The sequence below is a fragment of the Paenirhodobacter enshiensis genome, assembly GCF_000740785.1.
In the GTDB taxonomy this organism is placed as follows: domain Bacteria; phylum Pseudomonadota; class Alphaproteobacteria; order Rhodobacterales; family Rhodobacteraceae; genus Rhodobacter; species Rhodobacter enshiensis.
On the sequence record NZ_JFZB01000007.1, the window covers coordinates 264,972 to 284,969 of the forward strand.

Annotated in this window: 15 protein-coding genes; 2 read left to right on the plus strand and 13 right to left on the minus strand. The window is 68.4% G+C overall.

Annotated features, from left to right (window positions below; all coding sequences use genetic code 11):
• Nucleotides 1-13: 13 nt before the first annotated feature.
• The 6 genes from CG50_RS06415 to greA form a co-directional block, all read right to left on the minus strand.
• Nucleotides 14-1,147: a hypothetical protein gene (locus CG50_RS06415; RefSeq protein WP_036636260.1), complete on the minus strand. Its 1,134-nt coding sequence runs from the start codon at nucleotides 1,145-1,147 to the stop codon at nucleotides 14-16.
• A 191-nt stretch (nucleotides 1,148-1,338) separates the two neighbouring features.
• Nucleotides 1,339-2,514: a M24 family metallopeptidase gene (locus CG50_RS06420; RefSeq protein WP_036636261.1), complete on the minus strand. Its 1,176-nt coding sequence runs from the start codon at nucleotides 2,512-2,514 to the stop codon at nucleotides 1,339-1,341.
• A gap of 232 nt (nucleotides 2,515-2,746) precedes the next feature.
• A complete protein-coding gene (locus CG50_RS06425) occupies nucleotides 2,747-4,357 on the minus strand; it encodes a glucan biosynthesis protein (protein ID WP_036636262.1) in 1,611 nt (536 codons plus the stop codon).
• Between the two features lie 158 nt (nucleotides 4,358-4,515).
• A complete protein-coding gene (locus CG50_RS06430; protein ID WP_036636263.1) occupies nucleotides 4,516-5,214 on the minus strand; it encodes a fumarylacetoacetate hydrolase family protein in 699 nt (232 codons plus the stop codon).
• A 363-nt stretch (nucleotides 5,215-5,577) separates the two neighbouring features.
• Nucleotides 5,578-6,684 (minus strand): hypothetical protein, encoded by a 1,107-nt coding sequence (locus CG50_RS06435; protein WP_245615618.1) that lies wholly within the window; start codon nucleotides 6,682-6,684, stop codon nucleotides 5,578-5,580.
• A gap of 62 nt (nucleotides 6,685-6,746) precedes the next feature.
• A complete protein-coding gene (greA, locus tag CG50_RS06440; protein ID WP_036636264.1) occupies nucleotides 6,747-7,217 on the minus strand; it encodes a transcription elongation factor GreA in 471 nt (156 codons plus the stop codon).
• Between the two features lie 323 nt (nucleotides 7,218-7,540).
• Here greA and CG50_RS06445 point away from each other — a divergent pair, with 323 nt between their 5' ends.
• Complete coding sequence (locus CG50_RS06445; protein WP_036636265.1) at nucleotides 7,541-9,187, plus strand: electron transfer flavoprotein-ubiquinone oxidoreductase; 1,647 nt, start codon at nucleotides 7,541-7,543, stop codon at nucleotides 9,185-9,187.
• A 43-nt stretch (nucleotides 9,188-9,230) separates the two neighbouring features.
• On the opposite strand, the gene CG50_RS06450 is transcribed toward CG50_RS06445, so the two are convergent.
• From CG50_RS06450 to CG50_RS06470, 5 genes are read right to left on the minus strand one after another with little or no spacing between them, the layout of a single operon-like run.
• Nucleotides 9,231-9,833 (minus strand): DNA-3-methyladenine glycosylase I, encoded by a 603-nt coding sequence (locus tag CG50_RS06450; RefSeq protein ID WP_036636266.1) that lies wholly within the window; start codon nucleotides 9,831-9,833, stop codon nucleotides 9,231-9,233.
• Nucleotides 9,830-10,828: a P1 family peptidase gene (locus CG50_RS06455; RefSeq protein ID WP_036636267.1), complete on the minus strand. Its 999-nt coding sequence runs from the start codon at nucleotides 10,826-10,828 to the stop codon at nucleotides 9,830-9,832. The genes CG50_RS06450 and CG50_RS06455 overlap by 4 nt, the downstream gene beginning before the upstream one ends.
• A complete protein-coding gene (locus tag CG50_RS06460; RefSeq protein ID WP_081880309.1) occupies nucleotides 10,828-12,483 on the minus strand; it encodes an ABC transporter ATP-binding protein in 1,656 nt (551 codons plus the stop codon). The genes CG50_RS06455 and CG50_RS06460 overlap by 1 nt, the downstream gene beginning before the upstream one ends.
• Nucleotides 12,480-13,295, minus strand: a complete 816-nt coding sequence (locus tag CG50_RS06465; protein WP_036636268.1) for an ABC transporter permease — start codon at nucleotides 13,293-13,295, stop codon at nucleotides 12,480-12,482. The genes CG50_RS06460 and CG50_RS06465 overlap by 4 nt, the downstream gene beginning before the upstream one ends.
• Entirely contained in the window at nucleotides 13,292-14,236 is a 945-nt protein-coding gene (locus CG50_RS06470) for an ABC transporter permease (RefSeq protein WP_036636269.1), read from the minus strand. The genes CG50_RS06465 and CG50_RS06470 overlap by 4 nt, the downstream gene beginning before the upstream one ends.
• A gap of 314 nt (nucleotides 14,237-14,550) precedes the next feature.
• Here CG50_RS06470 and mfd point away from each other — a divergent pair, with 314 nt between their 5' ends.
• Nucleotides 14,551-17,985 carry a transcription-repair coupling factor gene (gene mfd, locus CG50_RS06475; protein WP_036636270.1) on the plus strand — a complete coding sequence of 1,145 codons (3,435 nt, stop codon included), beginning with the start codon at nucleotides 14,551-14,553 and terminating at the stop codon, nucleotides 17,983-17,985.
• Nucleotides 17,986-18,159: 174 nt separating this feature from the next.
• On the opposite strand, the gene CG50_RS06480 is transcribed toward mfd, so the two are convergent.
• The gene (locus CG50_RS06480; RefSeq protein ID WP_036636271.1) at nucleotides 18,160-18,549 is read right to left on the minus strand and encodes an SgcJ/EcaC family oxidoreductase; all 390 of its coding nucleotides are present in this window, start codon (nucleotides 18,547-18,549) and stop codon (nucleotides 18,160-18,162) included.
• Between the two features lie 10 nt (nucleotides 18,550-18,559).
• The gene (locus CG50_RS06485; protein ID WP_036636272.1) at nucleotides 18,560-19,951 is read right to left on the minus strand and encodes an FAD-binding oxidoreductase; all 1,392 of its coding nucleotides are present in this window, start codon (nucleotides 19,949-19,951) and stop codon (nucleotides 18,560-18,562) included.
• Nucleotides 19,952-19,998: the final 47 nt, after the last annotated feature.

Below are 19,998 nucleotides of genomic sequence, written 5' to 3' on the forward strand. Positions count from 1 at the left end.
TATCGCGAGGGGGTCAGTCTTCGTCGTCTGGGTCGTCGACGGCCTGAAGGTCTTCGGGCAGGGTCGCGGGCGGGGCGGCGCCGCCTACCGGGTCGGTCAGCAGCTCGGCGGCGCGGTTCGCGCGCATCAGCTCGCCGTCCTCTCCGACGAAAGACCACAGCCGGCGCATGTCGCTTTCGAACCGCTCCGGGCCGATGACGCCGGCATCGCGCAGCTTCTCCAGCTCTTTCATCACCTCGATGGCGTAATCGGTCAGTCCGAGCGCCTGCATCCCGCCGCCGCTGAGCAGGTCGTAATGCACCGCATGGGCGAAGGCGAAGAGCACAACCTGCGACAGCGCGTCGCCCGCGCTCTCGCCTTTGGCCATGCGGTCGGCGATCAGCGCCTCGCCCGCCATGGTCAGATCCATGCCGAGTTCCGCGAGCGTTTCGCGCAGGCTGTCGATTTCCTCGGGGTCGATGGCGGCGGGGCCGACCTCGATCGCGTCGCCGCCGCCGACCTTGTCGGTGTAATCGTCGAGCGCGAAATGCGGCCGCGGGGTCTGGGCCGGACGGGGCGTCGCGGGAACGGGCTGAGCCGCGGGTTCGGCCACAGGTTCGGGGGCCGGTTCGGCGGGGGCGGTCTCGACGATCACCGTTTCCGTCACGCTTTCGACCGTCTGCGCCGCGATGTCGGTCACGGTCTCCGTCACACTCTCCACCGTTTCGATCACGGCGATCTCTGCCGCGGGCGCTTCGGCTTCGGGAAGGGCGGTTTCCGTGACCGCCGGTTCCGTGACTGCGGGGGCTTCGGTCGGGGTCTCTTCCGCGACGGGGGCGGCGACCTCGGTCGGAGTCGGTTCGACGGCAGCGGGTTCGGATGCGGCCGTTTCGGGGGCCGGTGCCGCGGCGGGGGCCTCTGTGTTCACCGGGCGCAGCAGCACCTTCGGCCGTGCCCCGAACAGCCGGCCGAAGAAGCCCGGGCGGGTCTCGGTCTCTTCGACGAGGCCGGCATCCTTCAACGCGGCGAGGGCGCGACCGACCTCGATGCCGCGGCCGCGGGCCTCGACGTTGAGCTGATCGCGTTCCACCCGGCCGATGCGGGCATGGGTCTCGGCGATGATGTCCAAAAGGGCGCGGTCGGCCGGGTCGAGGGGTTTATCGGTCATTGTGCAATCGCCTCCGTGGCTTGACGCCTTCCGTGACTTCGCGGGATGGCAGAAGCCCCCGCTCAGGTCAATGGGGACGCGGGCCGCGGGCCCGCCGCGCGCGGGGGAGTGGTCTTGTCATCGCCGGGGGCGGCGGGGCCCCCGGTCGAATTCAGTTGTCCGATCGGAACGGACCGATCAGAAAGGCCCGGTCAGAAAGGCGCGTCGAGGCTGTCCGAGGTCGGGCAGAACCAGTGCGCGCCGTCCTCGCCCATCCAGACGATATCCTCGATCCGCACGCCGCATTCGCCGTAGACGCACAGCATCGGCTCGATCGAGAACACCATCCCGGGTTCGAGCGGCGTCTTGTTGCCCATCAGCATGAACGGGTCTTCGTGGATATCGAGGCCGAGCCCGTGGCCGGTGCGGTGCGGCAGGCCGGGGACGTCATAGCCCGGGCCGAAACCCGCGGCCTCAAGGCTCGCACGTGCCGCGAGATCGACCGCCTCGCAAGGCGCGCCGAGCTTCGCCGCAGCGAAGGCCGCGTCATGGGCGTCGCGCTCGGCCGTCCACAGGGTGCGCTGGCGTGCGGTGGGGGTGCCGAAGACATAGGTGCGGGTGATGTCCGACCGGTAGCCATCGGTCAGGATACCGCCGAGATCCACGAGCACCATGTCGCCCTCGGCGAGGATCTGCGGCTCGGGAACGCCATGGGGATAGGCGGTCGCTTCGCCGAACTGCACCGCGACGAACAGCGGCGCGAGGCCGAGGCGGCGATGCGCCTCGTCGACGAAATCGCAGACCTCGGTCGTCGACATGCCGGCGCGCAGGCCGTCGTGAACCGCCTTCTGCACCCGGTGGCTCGCGGTCATCGCGGCCTGGATCACCGCGATCTCGGTCGCCGATTTCACCTGACGCTGCGCCGCGATCATCGGCTGGGCCGGGATCACCGCGCCCTCCATCGCCGGGATCAGCTTCGCGGCGAAGCGGAACGGCGTCGCCGGGTCGATGGCGAGGCCCTTGCCCGGCGCGCCGAGCGCCTGAACCCGCGCGCCGATCATCGCGCAGGGGTCTTCATGCTCGTCCCAGGGCAGGATGTCGCCCGGCAGGCGCATCATGGTTTCGAGCTTCGGCACCTCGAAATGCGGCGAGACATAGCTCAGCCCGCCCTCGGCCGGGACGATGGCGCCATGCACGCGCTCCGACAGGCCGATCGACAGGCCGGTGTAATATTGCAGCGAGGACGAGGCATCGAGCCAGACCGCCTTCGTGCCCGTCTGACGCAACTGCTTTTGCAGCCCCGCGATGCGGGCGGAAAGCTCGGCATCGGTGATGCGCGGCGCGCTGACCGGCGTGAAGCCGGCGAGACTTTGTTCGAAGGTCGTCATGGTCTGTCCTTTCCTGATCCGGCGCCGGGCGCCGGGGCATGTCCTGCGGGGGCCGGGCCGAAAGCGGCGGGCGCGCGGGTTGGCGCCGTTCTGTCACCGGCCGCGGTCCTGCGCCAGAGCGAACTTTGTCGGGGGAGAGGTGCGCGACGGCGCCCGCATCCGTGGGATGCGCCTGCGTCAAGGACAGTGCCGGAAAAGCGACGGCCCGGAGATTGTCCGGGCCGTGCTGGGATCATTCGTTGAACACTTCGAGATCGCGGCTGAACTGATAGGTCCAGGTCTCGGTCAGCGGCTTGCCGTCGAGTTCGAGGAACAGCCGCAGCTCGGTGAACAGATCGGGGGTGATCTCGACGTCGAACAGCGCGCGCCAGACGTTGCCGTTCGGCACGGGCTCCGCCAGCGTGCGGATGATCCGCCCGGCGCTGGTGGTGACGTTGACCTTCGGGAACACGCCATAGGGGATCTGCGTCATCACCGAGGGACGGTCGAACTCGACCGCGATGCGATACTGGTTTTCCGGCCGCGTCTTGCCCGGCTCGCCGCCATAGCCCATGCGGGTGGCGACGGTCTGGGCGATGTTCTCGGCCGGGTAGGGCTCGGTGTTCAGCCAGTGCAGCTTGTAGTGCAGCCGGTAGCTGTTGCCCTTGGCGGCCTTGCCCTCCGGCACCCAGAAGGCGCCGATGTTGTCGTGGATCTCGTCCTCGGTCGGGATTTCCAGCAGCTGCACCGAGCCGCGCCCGAGCGGTTCGAGCGGTTCGATCCACAGGCAGGGGCGGCGGTCATAGAACACGCCGTCCTGATAATGGTCGAAGTTGCGGTCGCGCTGCAGCAGACCGAAGCCATGCGGGTTCTCGTCGAGGAAGGACGACACCTTGATCGTGGTCGGATTGTTGAGCGGGCGCCACAGCCGTTCGCCGGTGCCGGTCCAGATTTCCAGACCGTCGGAATCATGCACCTCGGGGCGCCAGTCGCGCATCCGGTCGCGGCCGTATTCGCTGTACCAGAACATCGAGGTCATCGGCATCAGGCCGAGGCGTTCGATGTCCTGACGCAGGAAGATCTGCGATTCGATCTCCATGACGATGCCCTTGGTGCGGTCGAGGCCGCGCCGGATGCGGAAGCGGTAGGCGCCGGTCACGCTCGGCCCGTCGAGGAGCGCGCAGACCGTCACCGGGGCTTCGGGATCGCTCTGTTCCTCGATGTAGAATTCGGTGAAATCGGGGAATTCCTCGGGCTTGTCGGCGAGCGCCGCGTTCACCACGATGCCGCGCGCCGACAGACCGTATTGCCCGGCCGCGCCGATCGCCCGGAAATAGGACGCGCCGAGGAAGGCGATCCAGTCCTGATGCCGCCAGTCCTCGGAGGTATGCCATTCCTGGAAGCGGAAGCCCGCGAAGCCCGAATCGGGCGGCAGCTGACGCGCCGGGCTGTCGGCGGGCATGTCGAACAGGTTCGGGTCATAGGGCACCTCGACCGACTTGCCGTCGAGCACGAGGTTCATCTTCACCCGCTTGGTGAAATACTGACCGAGATGGAAGAATTCGAGCGGATAGCCCGCCGGTTCCTGCACGCCCGGCTGGCCCGAGAACGGCGCGCGGTCGGTCTTGAACAGGATCTTGCCCCAGGCTTCGTAATCGAGCTTCTGCACCACGTCGGGCCTGGGCTGATAGGCGGGCTTGTAAGCCTCGCCGGCAGCCGCCTGAGCGCGCGCGATCAGCGCCTCATAGGAAAACGGCCGGGCCGAGGCGTCTTGCGCCATCGCCTGCCTGAGTTCGAACGGAAGAGCCGCGAAGCCCGCCATCAGCGAGGCGCCACGCAGCACGGAACGACGGTTCAGTCCCATATCTTGACCCTATGCGGCCGGTCGAAAGCGACCGGCGAAATGACTTCGGCCGCAGAGGCTTCCGCGACCGTCGGGTGACCATATCCGCTTCGGAGGGCATTGCACAGGGCCCGCAGTATCGCGCCCGGTCACTGTGTCCTGCCTGCCCCGGACCCGGGTTACTCGGCCGTGCCGATGCTCAGGCTCAGCGGGCTCAGCCCGTCGATTTCGGCCTCGATCCGCTCGCCCGCCAGAACCGGGCCGACGCCCGAGGGCGTGCCGGTCATGATGATGTCGCCGGGCTGAAGGTGATAGAAGCCCGACAGATGCGCGGTCACCTCGGGCACGGACCAGATCATGTCGGACAGCCGCCCGTCCTGACGCAGATCGCCGTTCACCCGCAGCCGGATCGCCTGATCGGCGGGGGTGAAGGCCGCCGCGGGGCTGAGCGGCGCGAAGACCGCGGAATTCTCGAAATCCTTGCCCAGATCCCAGGACAGGCGCTTTTCCTTGAACCCGGCCTGCAGGTCGCGCCGCGTCATGTCGAGGCCGATGCCATAGCCCCAGACGGTCTTCGCGGCCTCTTCGGGCGTCGCGCGGAAGGCCGCACCGCCAAGGGCGACGACCAGCTCCACCTCGTGATGGAAGTCGGCGGTGCCGGGCGGATAGGGGATCTCGGAGCCGCTCAGCGCGATGTCGAGGGGCGATTTGGTGAAATAGGACGGCGCCTCGCGGTCGACGGCGACGCCCATCTCGGCGGCGTGGGCGGCATAGTTGCGCCCGACGCAGAAGATGCGCCGCACCGGAAAGCGCGCGTCGCTGCCGGTCACGGGCAGGCTCGGGACGGCGGGCGGGGGGAACAGGAGGGTCTCGGTCATCGGTGTCTCCGCGAACTGGACCCGCGGCGTCGGCGGGTCATCGGCGCCGAGACTGCCCCGCGGCGCAGGCCAGAGCAAGCGCCAACGTCAGGGCGCTGCGGTGCGAGAAACCGTGATCGTGCTTTGGCCGTTTCTTTCCGGGCGAGGGTTCGTTCGGGAAGGGAAACACCGCGAAAAGGGGCTCTGCCCCTCTTGCCCCTGCGGGGCAATTCACCCCGGGATATTTGGAGAAAGACGAATGGAGCAGGGGGCTCTTTTCATCTTTCCGAAAATATCCCGGGGGTGAGGGCCGGAAGGCCCGAGGGGGCAGAGCCCCCTTGCTGCGCCTGCGCTGCCGCGCCGGTCTGCCGGGTGTTTTCCCGTTCAGTCGAAGATCTGCGTCACCCGGCCCATCAGCATGAAGGCGCGGGCGGTGCGGGTCTGGGCGAGGGCATGAACCTCGGCATCCGTCGCGCTTTTCTCGAAGCTCGCGAAGGTCTTGTCGAACTGACGCAGGAAATGATGCACCGCATCGCGGAAGATGGTGTCAGAGCGCATCCGGCTGGCGGCCAGCAGTTGCGACGACCGGTCGCTGACCGCGCCGATGGCGGTGATTTCGGGTCCTCGCTCGCCCTGGGCGAAGCGGCGCCACAGGTCGACCCGGGTGCCCGAGGGCGTCAGGTCGTCCATGAAGATCGCATCTTGCGCCAGCAGGTTCAGCACGTCCTGCGCCGCCCGGATCAGCCGCGCCGCACTCGGGTCGGCCAGAGCATTGCGCAGCGCCCGGATGCCGTCGCGGTCTTCGGCGCTGTCGGGGAAGTTCAGCGCGCGCACGAAATCCACGGCCGAAACCGGGGTCGCGGCATCCTCGGCGGTGGGGCCGAGCGCGAGCGAGGGCTGTTCGTCGGCCCGCCCACGCGCAGCCGGTCCGGGGCGCGGCATCGCGTCGCGCCGGCCGGCGATGGTGGTCACCGCATTTTCGGTCTGGCGCGCCACCTGGGCAACCTCATCGAGCTTGCGCTCGATGGTCTGGCCGGCGCGGCTTTGCTGCTGACTGATCCAGGCGGCACGCATCGCCTCGACCGCGGTTTTCAGATCGTGCGCCTCGCTGCGCAGCTCGTGCGCAGTGCGCGCGGTCACCGCCGCGACCCAGATCATCACGATCGGCAAAACGATGCCCAGCACCGCGAGCAGCGTGGCCGAAACCCCGCCGCGCGTATCGCTGCCCGATCCGCCCGCCCAGAACATCAGCGACAGCACCAGCCAGATCACGCTGGCCCCGAGCGCGATCCATTCCGTCGTTCCGATCAGGCCGCGGTCGAAGGTTCGGCGCACCGGCAGCGGAGCCACCGGCACGGAAGGTGCGAGGGGCGACGCGCCGCCGCCGGCACCGCGCGCGCCCGCCGCACCCGGCTCCACGCCAGAGGACAGGTCGTCGATCACGGAGAAGTCGCTGTCGGACCGGGAAGTGCCGGAGGCGGGCTCTGTCATGGCGCGGGATTTCCGAATGGACCGCCCCTATGCCTCGCGGCAGGGGCGGTCAGATGCGACGGTCAGAGGTAACGGACGTTCAGGATTTCGTAGCTGCGCACGCCACCCGGGGTGCGCACCTCGATCGCGTCGCCTTCGTCCTTGCCGATCAGCGCGCGGGCAAGCGGCGACTTCAGGTTCAGCAACCCGCGTTCCAGATTGGCCTCGGCTTCGCCGACGATCTGATAGGTGCGCTCTTCGTCGGAATCGCCGTCGATGATGGTGATCGTCGCGCCGAACTTGATGGAGCCCGACAGACGCGCCGGGTCGATCACCTCGGACAGCGCCAGAATGGCCTCGAGTTCCTTGATCCGCCCCTCGATGAAGCTCTGCTTCTCGCGGGCGGAATGATATTCGGCATTTTCCGACAGGTCGCCGTGCTCGCGTGCCTCGGCGATGGCCGCGATGATGGCGGGCCGCTCCTCGGACTTGAGGGTTTTCAGTTCTTCATCGAGCGCGTCGTAACCGGCACGCGTCAGCGGAATCTTGTCCATGGCTACGCCTGAGCTGCTTTCTGTTCTGTCGAACGAGTGTAAACCCGTCCTTCTCCCCGGAAGTCAAGCGCCGCGCCGCGAAATTGCGAACACGCCACCCACCCGATCCGTCGCCGGCGCGGGTGACTGCCTGCCCTCGGGGGCACGGGGAAAAGATAGGAACGCATGTGACCTTCGTCCAGAGGGGAGGGGCGGCGACGGCGGCTCTTTGCCGCTTCTTTCCGCGCGGGCGGCGGCGGCCAACCGCAGCGTCACGATTGCCTCATCCGCGAAGCTGGGTTAGCTAAGCTGCCAAAAGCTACATCCAGCCCAGGGGAGCCAAGATGGCCGAAGTCGAGCGCGAGTCGATGGAATATGACGTGGTGATCGTCGGGGCGGGCCCTGCGGGTCTGTCGGCGGCGATCCGTCTGAAACAGATCGACCCGGATCTTTCGGTGGTGGTGCTCGAAAAGGGCTCCGAGGTCGGTGCGCATATCCTGTCGGGCGCGGTGCTCGATCCGGTCGGGCTGAACAAGCTGATCCCGGACTGGAAGGAAAAGGGCGCGCCGCTGAACACCCCGGTCGAGGAAGACAATTTCTTCGTCCTGAGCGAGACCGGCCATACCGCGCTGCCGCACTGGCCGATGCCGCGCTTCATGTCGAACCACGGCAATTACATCGTGTCGATGGCGAATGTCTGCCGCTGGATGGCCGAACAGGCAGAGGAACTGGGCGTCGAGATCTTCCCGGGCATGTCGTGTTCGGAAATCGTGTGGGACGGCGATCGGGTCGCGGGCGTCGTCGCGGGCGAGTTCGGCAAGGAAGCCGATGGCACGCCCGGCCCGGGCTACGAGCCGGGGATGGAGCTGCGCGGCAAGTATGTCTTCCTCGCCGAGGGCGTGCGCGGTTCGCTGTCGAAGGTGGTGATGGAGAAGTTCAACCTCTCCGAGGGGCACGATCCGCAGAAGTTCGGCCTCGGCATGAAGGAGATCTGGGAGATCGACCCGGCCAAGCACAAGGCCGGCACCGTGACCCACACCATGGGCTGGCCTCTGGGCAGCAACGCGGGCGGCGGTTCGTTCATCTACCACCTCGAGAACAATCAGGTGTTCGTCGGCTTCGTGGTGCATCTGAACTACAAGAACCCCTACCTGTTCCCCTACATGGAATTCCAGCGCTTCAAGCATCACCCGGTGGTGGCCGAGCTTCTGGAAGGCGGCAAGCGCGTGGCCTATGGCGCGCGCGCCATCTCGGAAGGCGGCTGGCAGTCGATCCCGAAGGTGTGCTTCCCGGGCGGTGCGCTGCTCGGCTGTTCGGCGGGTCTCGTCAACGTGCCGCGCATCAAGGGCAACCATAACGCGATGCTGTCGGGCATCGCCGCCGCCGAGGCCGCGGCCGCCGCGATCAAGGCCGGCCGCGAGGGCGACGAGCTGACCGAATACGAGGCCGATCTGCGCTCGGGCCCCATCGCGGACGATCTGAAGAAGGTGCGCAACGTCAAGCCGATCTGGTCGAAGTGGGGGATGCTCGCCTCGACGGTGCTCGGCGGGTTCGACATGTGGACGAACGATCTGTTCGGCTTCTCGGTGTTCGGCACGCTGCATCACGACAAGACCGATGCCGCCTCGACCGGGCTGGCGAAGGACTATCAGCCGATCGACTATCCGAAGCCCGATGGCAAGCTGTCCTTCGACCGTCTGACCAACGTCTCGTTCAGCTTCACCAACCACGAGGAATCACAGCCCTGCCATCTGCGGCTGAAGGATCCTTCGGTGCCGATCGCGGTGAACCTGCCGAAATACGCCGAACCGGCGCAGCGCTATTGCCCGGCCGGGGTCTATGAGGTGCTGGAGGGCGAGGACGGTCCGCGCTTCCAGATCAACTTCCAGAACTGCGTGCATTGCAAGACCTGCGACATCAAGGATCCGTCGCAGAACATCACCTGGACCACGCCGCAGGGTGGCGACGGCCCGAATTATCCGAACATGTAAGATCGGAAAACATGCGAAAGGCCGGGGAATATCCCCGGCCTTTTCAGTTTCCGTCTGCGCGATGCGCCGCCTGTGCGCGTGCTGTCGCACCGTGGAAGGCGCAGCCCGGATCGTGATCGTTCACCATGCCGGCCGCCTGCATGAAGGCGTGAACCGTGGTGGGGCCGACGAATTTCCAGCCCCTCCGGCGCAGCTCCTTCGACAGCGCCGTGGCCTCGGGCGAGGGGCCGGGGCCATCGCTCGGCCCTCCGGCGGCGGGGGCGAAGCGCCATAGCAGCTCGGCGAGCGTGCCGCCCTCGCGGTAAAGCGCCTCGGCCTGACGGGCGTTGTGGATCGCGGCCTCGATCTTGCCGCGGTGGCGCACGATGGAGGCATCGGTCAACAGCCGCTCCACATCCTCACCCCCGAACCCGGCGATCCTTGCGGTGTCGAAACCCGCGAAGGCGCGGCGAAACCCGTCTCGCTTGCGCAAGATGGTGTGCCAGCTCAGCCCCGACTGGAAGGATTCGAGTGTCAACATCTCGAACAGGTCGCGCTCGCCGGTGACGGGCAGGCCCCATTCGGCGTCGTGATAGGCGATGTAACCCGCATCGGCGAGGCACCAGCTGCACCGCAGCCGCCCGTCGGGGCCGGGGGCGAGGGTCATGAGCGCCCTCCGAAGCGCGAGGACCAGCACGGTTGCCGGTCGCCGGGCAGGGGCGTGGCGGCGTAGACGGCACGCGCGATGGCGCGGGCGAGGCAACAGGCGGCAGCGTGGCACAGCGCGAAACTGTCGGCCACGGGATCGGTCAGCGCGCGCGCCCCGGTTGCCGCGGCAAACACCAGATCGCCATCGAGCGGCGTATGCGAGGGCACCAGCGCCCGCGCCATCCCGTCATGCGCCGCCGTCGCCATGCGCAGCGCCTGCGCCTTCGTCAGCGCGGCATCGGTCGCGACGATGGCGATGGTGGTGGCTTCGCCCATGCGCTTCATCGGTTTCGGCTCTTCCGCGCCGGGATAGACCTGCGCCGCCCCCAGACCGCCGAACTCATCGCCGATCTCCCAGGGCGCCGCCCAGAACGCCGCCCCGTCGCCCACCGTGGCCGAACCGAGCGCATTGACCGCGACCAGCGCGCCCACCGTCATCCCGTTTTCCAGCACCGCTGACGCCGAGCCAAGCCCGCCCTTCAGCGTCCCGGTCATCGCGCCATATCCTGCCCCGGCGGAACCGATTGCGAACGCCTCCCCCGAAGCCGCCAACGCTTTCCGGCCAAGCGCACCGTAGGGGTTCACCTCCCATCCCTTGTCGCCGCCATTCATCAGATCGAACAGGATCGCGCCCGGCACGATCGGCACGCAGTGATCGCCGACCCGAAACCCGCGGCCCTGCGCCCGAAGCGCCCCCGCGACGCCCGAGGCCGCATCGAGGCCGAAGGCCGATCCCCCCGACAGCACCAGCGCATCGACGCCCTCGACCAGCTTGTCGGGCGCCAGAAGATCGGTCTCGCGCGTGCCGGGCGCTCCGCCCATCACATGCACCGCGGCGGTGAACGGGCGATCCGCACTCAGCACGGTGACCCCGGACCGCAGGTGCAGATCCTCGGCATTGCCGACCCGCAGTCCCGCGACATCGGTGATCAGATTGCGCGCTCCGGCTTTCATCACGCCTGTTCCTTTCGGCTTTCCACAAATATCCTGCGGGGGTCCGGGGGCGCAAAGCCCCCGGCGGATGCGGCAAGCCCGTCCGCCTCCGGCAATCGCGGCACCGCGCGCACCAGCGCCTGCGTCACCGGGTGCCTCGGCGCGTCGAACAAGGCTGCCGTCGGCCCCTCTTCGACGATCCGCCCGGCATCCATCACCAGACAGCGCTCCGTCACCGCCCGTACCACCCCCAGATCGTGCGAGATGAACAGATAGGCCAGCCCCTGTTTTTCCCGCAACCGGCCGAGCAGCGCCAGAACCTGCGCGCGCACCTGCACATCGAGGGCCGAGACCGCCTCGTCGAGCACGATCAGCCGGGGGCGCGCGATCAGCGCCCGCGCGATGGCGATGCGCTGGCGCTGGCCGCCGGAAAACTCGTGGATGTAGCGCCCGGCGGCCTCGGCAGGCAGGCCGACATCGCTCAGCGCCACCTCGACACGGCTTCGCCAGTCGCTCGGCCGGCCGGTCAGGTGAAACGGCTCCGCCACCAGATCGGCGACGCGCCGGCGCGGATCGAACGAGCCGAAGGGGTCCTGAAACACCACCTGCATCGGCGCGCGGGCGGGGTTCGCCATGCCGGGCCAGACGCGGGTGCCCGCGAGACGGATCTCGCCCGCCTCGATCCGGTCGAGGCCGAGGATCGCCCGCGTCAGCGTCGACTTCCCGCAACCGGAACTGCCGACAAGGCCCACCGCCTCGCCCTCGGCAAGGCTCAGGCTGACGCCATCGACGGCGGTGACGCGCTCTGCCGGGCCAAAGATCCGGCGCCGGGGCAGGGCGTAGCTGCGCCGCACGCCGGTGACGCTCAGCAACGGTTCGGCTTTCGGTGCCACGCGCGCGGGCAGGCCCTCGGGCAGGACCGAGGCGGCGATCAGCGCCGTCGTATAGGGATGCTCGGGTGCCCCCAGAACCCGCTCTGTCGGCCCTTCCTCGACGATCTTGCCCGACTGCATCACCGCGACCCGCCCGGCCATGCGCGCGGCGACGGCGAGGTCATGGGTGATCAGGATCAGCCCCATCCCCTCGTCGCGCACCAGCCCCGAAAGCAGATCGAGAACCCCCGCCTGCGTCACGACGTCGAGGGCGGTCGTCGGCTCGTCCGCGATCAGCAGCTTCGGCCCGGCGGCGATGGCGCCGGCGATGGCGACGCGCTGGCGCTGCCCGCCCGACAGCTCATGCGGATAGAGGCTCAGCGCGAAGCGTTCGGCCCCGAGCCCCACCCGGTCCAGTCGCTCGCGCGCGACCGCCAGCGCCGCGGCGCGCGGCATCTTGCGGTGCAGCCGCAGCGTCTCGGCCACCTGATCGCCGATGCGCATCAGCGGGTCGAGCGCGGTCATCGGTTCCTGAAAGATCATCCCCAGACGGTCGCCGCGCAGCGCGCACATCCTGTCTTCGCTCAGCGCGGTCAGTTCCTGCCCCTCGAAGCGGATCCGCCCCTCGCAGCGCGCGCCCTCGGGCAGCAGCCCCATCACCGCGAGCGAGGTCATCGACTTGCCAGAGCCGGATTCGCCCACCAGCGCCAGCACCTCTCCGGGTGCCACGCGCAGCGACACCCGGTCGAGCACGCGGTGCGCGCCGATGGTCACGCTCAGCTCCTCGATGGACAGAAGGCTCATTCCCGCCTCCGCAGCCGCGGGTCGAGCGCGTCGCGCAGCCCGTCGCCCAGCAGGTTCAGCCCCAGCACCGTCAGCACGATGGCAAGGCCGGGGAATATCGCCACATGCGGGGCGAGCGCGGCCATGGTCTGCGATTCCGCCAGCATCCGCCCCCAGCTCGGCATCGGGGGCCGGGCGCCGAGGCCCACATAGCTCAGCGCCGCCTCGAGCAGGATCCCGGTCGAGACCTGGATCGTGGCCTGCACGATCAGGATGCTTGCGATATTGGGCAGCACATGTTCGGCCGAGATCCGCACCGCGCCCTTGCCCGCGACCCGCGCCGCGCGGATGTAATCGAGCGGCCAGATCGCCAGCGCCCCGCCTCGCGTCACCCGCGCGAAGACGGGGATGTTGAACAGCCCGATGGCAAGCGCGGCATTGACCGGCCCGGGGCCGAGCGTCGCGCTCAGCAAGATCGCGCTGACGAGCGCGGGGAAGGCGAAGACCAGATCGTTCAGCCGGCTCACCGCGGTGTCGGTGGCGCTGCCCGCGCCGCGCGCCGCCGCCATCAGACCGAGCGGAATGCCGAAACACGCCCCCACCAGCACCGCGACCAGCGCGATCGAAAGCGAGGCCTGCGCCCCCGCCATCAGCATCGAGCCGATGTCGCGCCCGAGCATGTCTGTGCCGAGCCAATGGGCAGGGGAAGGCGGCTGCAACCGTGCCCGGACAGAAAGAGCCGCCGGATCGAACGGCGTCCAGACAAGCGACACCAGCGCCGCCGCGACCGCACCGCCCGCCAGCGCGCCGCCAAGGATCAGCCCCGCCCTCACGCCGGCCGCCTCAGCCGCGGATCGACCAGCGCATAGGCGATATCGGTGACGAAGCTGACCGCGATCACCGCGACCACCAGCAGCATCACCGCGCTTTCGACGACGATCAGATCGCGCTGCGACAGCGCCTGAAAGATCAGCCGGCCAAGGCCGGGCAGGGCGAAGACATTCTCGATCACGATGGCACCCGCCAGCAGCACGGCGAATTGCATCCCGAGGATGGTCAGCACCGGGATCAGCGCATTGCGCAGCGCATGGGCCACAAGCGCGCCCGTCCGGCTGCGCCCGCGCGCCCGCGCGGTGCGGATGTAATCCTGCCCCATCGTCTCGATCAGCGCCGAGCGCAGCACGCGTGCGAGGATCGCACCTTGCGGCAGTGCGAGCGCCACCGCCGGCAGCACCAGCGCCTGAAATGCGGCCGCCGGGTGGCTCCAGCCCGGAAAGCCGCCCGCCGGGAACAGATGCAGCTTCAGCGCCAGCACCAGAACGAGGATCATCGCGAACCAGAAATTCGGCACGGCGATGCCGATCTGCGCGATCCCCATCACCGCGGTATCCGTGGCCCGCCCGCGGCCCGCCGCCGCGATCAGCCCCGCGGGCAGCGCAATCGCCGTCGTCAGCACCAGTGCGATCGCCGTCAGCGGCAGCGACAGTTTCAGCCGCTCGGCGATCAGCCCGGCGACCGGCACGCGATAGGTATAGCTCATCCCCATGTCGCCGGTCGCGAAGCCCGCGATCCAGTGCAGATACCGCTGCCACCCGGGCATGTTCAGCCCGAGCTGCGCATTCAGCGCCGCCACGGTCTCGGGTGTCGCGTTCATCCCCAGCATGGTGCGCGCCGGGTCTCCGGGCACCACCTCGATCGCCAGAAAGACGACGAGGCTGGCGGCCAGAAGGCTCGCGAGCAGGATCAGGCTGCGGGTGAGGAGATAGCGTCCCATGTCAGCCCGAGACTTGCGCACAGCTACCGCCGGGGTCAAGCGCCGATCCCGGTCCGCACCGCATTGGCCCGGCCCCGGCCAATGCCGCGCCGCCGAATTCATCCGCCGGCCCCGGCGTCGCGCACAACCGCCTCGCTTTCCGCCCCGCCCGCAGCCCCCGCCGGGAACCGGGCGCGCGCCCTCTCTTTCATCTTTCCGAAAATATCCCGGGGGAGCCCGAAGGGCGGGGGCAGAGCCCCCTCTTGCGGCGCCATCTCCCCCCGGAAAGCGTCTCGGGGCTTGACAGCGCTGCCACGGTATTTACCTCGGGGGCCATGGATCACTTCGTTCTCTCCGGCGCCCCCGAGGGCTATGACGCGAAACTTCTGACGAAGGAGCTCGCCCGCGGGCGCCCGGTGATCCATATCGCGCGCGACGACCGCCGGATGGAGGCGATGCGCGCCGCGCTGGCCTTCTTCGCGCCCGAGGCGGCGGTGCTGACCTTCCCGGCCTGGGACTGTCTGCCCTATGACCGGATCTCGCCCAATCCCGAGATTTCGGCGATGCGGATGGCGACGCTCGCGGCGCTTGCCGCGGGGGTGGAGGGGCCGTTCGTGCTGCTCACCACGCTCAATGCCGCGATGCAGCGGGTGCCGGCGCGCGACACCGTGGCGCGCTCGAGCTTCACCGCCCGGACGGGCGGCCCGCTCGACGAGAAGAAGCTGCGACAGTTCCTTGTAACTATGGGGTTTTCACCGGTCGCGACGGTCGCGGAACCGGGCGATTACGCGGTGCGCGGCGGCATCATCGACATCTATCCGCCGGGCGAATCCGGGCCGGTGCGGCTCGATCTGTTCGGCGACACGCTCGACGGGGCGCGCCGCTTCGACGCGGCGAGCCAGCGCACCACCGAAAAGCTCAAATCCGTCGAACTCGCCCCGGTCTCCGAGGTCATCCTCGACGAGCCCTCGATCACCCGGTTCCGGCAGAATTACCGCGTCGAATTCGGCGCGGGCGGGGCCGAGGATCCGCTTTACGAGGCGGTCTCGGCCGGGCGCAAGCACGCCGGGATGGAGCATTGGCTCGGCTTCTTCCACGACCGCCTCGACACGATCTTCGATTACGTGCCCGAGGCGTCGGTGATGATCGACGACCAGATCGAGGCGCAGCGCATCTCGCGGTGGGAGGGCATCGCCGATCAATACGACACCCGGCGCGAGGCGATGGGCCGGCGCGACCGGGTGGATACGGTCTACAAGCCCGCACCGCCCGCGCTTCTGTATCTCGACGAAGCGGCCTGGATCGCGGCGCTGGCCGCTCATCGGGTGCTGCGCTTTCAGGTGCTGGCCGCACCGCCCGGACCGGGTGTGCTAAACGCCGGCGCCCGCATCGGGCGCAACTTCGCCCCCGAGCGCCAGCTCGAAGAGATAAGCCTGTTCGGCGCGCTGAAAACCCATGCCGAAGAGCGACTGCACCACGGCGATGTGGTCATCGCCAGCTGGTCCGAGGGCGCGCGCGAGCGTCTGAAGGGGCTGCTGGAAGACGAAGGCCTGATCGGCGCGAAGCTGATCCGCGACGCGCGCGAGGTCTCGGGGCTGTGCCTCGCGGTCTGGACGCTCGATCACGGGTTCGAGGCCGAGGGGCTGACCGTCATCTCGGAACAGGACGTGCTGGGCGACCGGCTGGTGACGCGCCCGAAGCGCAAGCGCCGCGCCGACAACTTCCTGACCGAGGCGCAAAGTCTGACGCCCGGCGATCTGGTGGTGCATGTCGATCACGGCGTCGGCCGTTACAAGGGGCTCGAGACCGTTCAGGTCACCGGCGCGCCGATCGACTGCGTGCTGATCGAATACGCGGGCGGCGACAGGCTGTATCTGCCGGTCACCAATATCGAACTCCTCAGCCGCTACGGCCATGAGGACGGCATCCTCGACAAGCTCGGCGGTGGCGCCTGGCAGGCGAAGAAGGCGAAGCTGAAAGAGCGCATCCGCCTGATCGCCGACCGGCTGATGCGCATCGCGGCCGAGCGCCAGCTGCGCCACGCCCCGGTGCTGGAGGCGGCCCATCACGAATGGGAAAGTTTCGCCGCCCGCTTCCCCTATACCGAGACCGACGACCAGCTTTCCGCGATTCACGACGTGGTGGAGGATCTGGCCTCGGGCCGGCCGATGGACCGGCTGGTGGTGGGCGACGTGGGGTTCGGCAAGACCGAGGTCGCGATGCGCGCGGCCTTCGTCGCGGCCGCGGCCGGGATGCAGGTCGCGGTGATCGCGCCGACGACGCTTCTGGCGCGCCAGCACTACAAGACCTTCGCCGAGCGTTTCCGCGGCACCGCGATGACGGTGCGTCCGCTCAGCCGGTTCGTCTCGGCCAAGGACGCCTCGGCGACGCGGGCGGGGCTGGCGGATGGCACGGTCGACATCGTGATCGGCACTCATGCGGTGCTGGCGAAGACCGTGCATTTCAAGAACCTCGGCCTTCTGGTGATCGACGAAGAGCAGCACTTCGGCGTCAATCACAAGGAACGGCTGAAGGAGATGCGCTCGGAGATCCATGTCCTCACGCTCACCGCGACGCCGATCCCGCGCACGCTGCAACTGAGCCTGACCGGCGTGCGCGATCTGAGCGTGATCGGCACCCCGCCGGTCGACCGTCTGGCGATCCGCACCTATGTCAGCGAGTTCGACGCCGTCACCCTGCGCGAGGCGCTGTTGCGCGAACGCTACCGCGGCGGGCAGTCGTTCTTCGTCGTGCCGCGCATCACCGATCTGCCCGAGGTCGAGGAGTTCCTGCGCGAGCATGTCCCCGAGGTCAGCTTCGTCGTGGCGCATGGCCAGATGGCGGCGGGCGAGCTCGACGAGCGGATGAACGCCTTCTACGACGGCAAATACGATGTGCTTCTGGCGACGACAATCGTCGAGAGCGGCCTCGACATCCCGACGGCGAACACGATGATCGTGCACCGTGCCGACATGTTCGGCCTGTCGCAATTGTATCAGATCCGCGGCCGGGTCGGGCGCTCGAAGATGCGGGCCTATTGCTACCTGACGACGAAGCCGCGTCTTCCGCTGACGCCGCAGGCAACCAAGCGGCTGAGGCTTCTGTGCAGTCTCGACAATCTGGGTGCCGGGTTCAATCTGGCCTCGCAGGATCTGGACCTGCGCGGCGCGGGCAACCTGCTGGGCGAGGAACAATCGGGCCATATCAAGGAAGTGGGCTACGAGCTTTATCAGTCGATGCTGGAGGACACCATCGCGCGGCTGAAATCGGGCGAGCTGACCACCACCGAGGACGACGGCGAATGGTCGCCGCAGATCAACCTCGGCGTGCCGGTGATGATCCCGGAAAGTTTCATCCCCGATCTCGATGTGCGGCTTGGGCTCTATCGCCGGCTTGCCGGGCTGACGACGAAGGTCGAACTCGAAGGCTTCGCGGCCGAACTGATCGACCGCTTCGGCGAACTGCCGCGCGAGGTGAACACGCTGCTCCTCGTCGTGCGCATCAAGGCGATGGCGAAGCGCGCCGAGATCGCCAAGCTCGATGCCGGGCCGAAGGGGGTGACGCTGGTCTTCCACAACGACAAGTTCCCGAACCCGGCGGGGCTCGTCGAGTTCCTGCAAGGCCAGCAGGGGCAGGCGAAGATCAACGGCAACAAGCTGTTCGTGGCGCGCGACTGGCACACCGACGCCGAGCGGATCAAGGGCAGCTTCCAGATCGCCAAGGATCTGGCCGCCAAGGTGATCGAGGCCCAGAAGGCGAAGAAGGGCTGAGGCGGGGACGGGCTGAGAGGGAGGCTGCGTGAGCGGCCGCCTCTCCCGAATACCGCCCGCCTTTCCTGAGTGACAGCCGCCTCAACGGCTGACCATCCGAACGATGCCCCATGAAAAACCGCCCGGCGCGAACCGGGCGGTTTTTATGTCTCTCCGTTTCGTCGGGCTTTGGGCTCAGGCCTCGACGACGAATTGCGCGGCGACGATCTGCCAGCCGCCCGGCGCATGGGCCATGGTGGCGCAGAACAGCGCGCCGATCCGGCCCGCGTCCGATCCGTCGGCGTTCAGGATGCCCGACAGAACGAAGCGCTGCGACACCACGGCGACGCTCTCGCCGACCGGGCGAATGCGGATCTTGCCGGTGACCAGACGCGCCCGCGCGAAGGCGCCGGCGAGTTCCGCCGCGAACAGATCGGCGATGTCGGCCCGCCCCTCGGCATGGCCGCCGGTCAGGCTGAGGAATTCGGAATCCTCGGCGAACATGGCGGCAAGGGCCTCGGCGTCATGCGCGGCCCAGGCGGCGGCAAAGCTGCGGGTCAGCGCGTCGGGGGCGGGAAGGGACATCGGGTTCTCCTCAGGCCTTCGCCGCGGGTGCGGTGTCGGGCAGCATCTTGCCGGGGTTCAGAATGCCGTTCGGGTCGAGCGCGGCCTTGATCTGGCCCATGACGGCCCAGGCCTCGCCATGCTCGGCCGCCATCAGACCGCGCTTGCCAAGGCCGATGCCATGTTCGCCGGTGATCGTGCCGCCCATCTCGAGCGCCATCTCGGCGAGCTCGTGGCCGACCTCCTTGGCGCGTTCGAGCTCGCTCGGATCCGACGGGTCGAGGGCGAGCGTGGCGTGGAAGTTGCCGTCGCCCACATGGCCGAGGATCGGGCCGAACAGCCCTTTCGCGGCGATCATGTCGCGGCCGCGCTCCACCGCCTCGGCAAGGCGCGAGATCGGCACGCAGACGTCGGTGACCAGACCGATGCAGCCCGGGCGCGAGGCGATGATCGAGGAATAGGCGGCGTGGCGGATCTTCCACAGCCGGTTGCGCTCCTCGGTGGTGGTGGCCCATTCGAAATCGGCCCCGCCCATCTCGGCGACGACCTCGCCGAAGCGGCGGCTGTCTTCGGCGACCGAGACGTCGGAACCGTGGAACTCGATCATCAGATGCGGCTTCTCGGGCATCGTCGTGTGGTTCATCTTGTTGAACACCTTGACGATTTCCGAATCCACGAATTCGATGCGCGCCATCGGGATGCCCATCTGGATGGTCATCTGAACGGTCTCGACCGCCTGTTCCAGCGTGTCGAAGGCACACACCGCCGAGGAAATGGTCTCCGGCTGGGCGTGCAGGCGCAGCGTCAGTTCGGTGATGATGCCGAGCGTGCCCTCGGATCCGACGAACAGCGCCGTCAGATCGTAGCCCGAGGACGATTTCACCGCGCCCGAGCCGGTGCGGATGATCCGCCCGTCGGCCAGGACCACCTCAAGCGCGGCGACGTTGTGGCGCATCGTGCCGTAGCGCACCGCCGTGGTGCCCGAGGCCCGCGTGGCCGCCATCCCGCCGAGCGAGGCATCCGCCCCCGGATCGACCGGGAAGAACAGCCCCGTCGCGCGCAGCTCGTCGTTCAGCCGCACCCGGGTCACGCCGGGCTGGACGCGCACCAGACGGTCTTCGGCATCGGTTGCGAGGATCTGGTTCATCCGGCTGGTGTCGAGAACGACGCCGCCGTTCTGCGCCAGCGCATGGCCTTCGAGCGAGGTGCCCGTGCCCCAGGCGACCAGCGGCACACCCTCGGCCGAGCAGATCTTCGCGATGGCCGAGACCTCTTGCGTCGTCTCGGGCCAGGCCACGGCATGGGGCGGGGTGGTGGGGAACCAGGTCTCGGAATGACCGTGCTGGTCGAGATCGCCCGACTTGCGGCTGAGCCGCGCGCCAAGCAGGGCTTCGAGTGCGTTCAGCGCCTGTTCCAGAGCCATTGTATCCTCCCCGACGATTGGCATTGGCAGTCCACGCCTGTCATAAG

What these genes read in the sequence shown, in the direction of transcription:
- CG50_RS06425 (WP_036636262.1), bottom strand. Translation starts at nt 4,357, where the DNA reads ATGGGACTGAACCGTCGTTCCGTGCTGCGTGGCGCCTCGCTGATGGCG.
- CG50_RS06415 (WP_036636260.1), bottom strand. Translation starts at nt 1,147, where the DNA reads ATGACCGATAAACCCCTCGACCCGGCCGACCGCGCCCTTTTGGACATC.
- CG50_RS06480 (WP_036636271.1), bottom strand. Translation starts at nt 18,549, where the DNA reads ATGTCCCTTCCCGCCCCCGACGCGCTGACCCGCAGCTTTGCCGCCGCC.
- CG50_RS06435 (WP_245615618.1), bottom strand. Translation starts at nt 6,684, where the DNA reads ATGACAGAGCCCGCCTCCGGCACTTCCCGGTCCGACAGCGACTTCTCC.
- mfd (WP_036636270.1), top strand. Translation starts at nt 14,551, where the DNA reads ATGGATCACTTCGTTCTCTCCGGCGCCCCCGAGGGCTATGACGCGAAA.
- CG50_RS06455 (WP_036636267.1), bottom strand. Translation starts at nt 10,828, where the DNA reads ATGAAAGCCGGAGCGCGCAATCTGATCACCGATGTCGCGGGACTGCGG.
- CG50_RS06485 (WP_036636272.1), bottom strand. Translation starts at nt 19,951, where the DNA reads ATGGCTCTGGAACAGGCGCTGAACGCACTCGAAGCCCTGCTTGGCGCG.
- CG50_RS06460 (WP_081880309.1), bottom strand. Translation starts at nt 12,483, where the DNA reads ATGAGCCTTCTGTCCATCGAGGAGCTGAGCGTGACCATCGGCGCGCAC.
- greA (WP_036636264.1), bottom strand. Translation starts at nt 7,217, where the DNA reads ATGGACAAGATTCCGCTGACGCGTGCCGGTTACGACGCGCTCGATGAA.
- CG50_RS06470 (WP_036636269.1), bottom strand. Translation starts at nt 14,236, where the DNA reads ATGGGACGCTATCTCCTCACCCGCAGCCTGATCCTGCTCGCGAGCCTT.
- CG50_RS06430 (WP_036636263.1), bottom strand. Translation starts at nt 5,214, where the DNA reads ATGACCGAGACCCTCCTGTTCCCCCCGCCCGCCGTCCCGAGCCTGCCC.
- CG50_RS06445 (WP_036636265.1), top strand. Translation starts at nt 7,541, where the DNA reads ATGGCCGAAGTCGAGCGCGAGTCGATGGAATATGACGTGGTGATCGTC.
- CG50_RS06420 (WP_036636261.1), bottom strand. Translation starts at nt 2,514, where the DNA reads ATGACGACCTTCGAACAAAGTCTCGCCGGCTTCACGCCGGTCAGCGCG.
- CG50_RS06450 (WP_036636266.1), bottom strand. Translation starts at nt 9,833, where the DNA reads ATGACCCTCGCCCCCGGCCCCGACGGGCGGCTGCGGTGCAGCTGGTGC.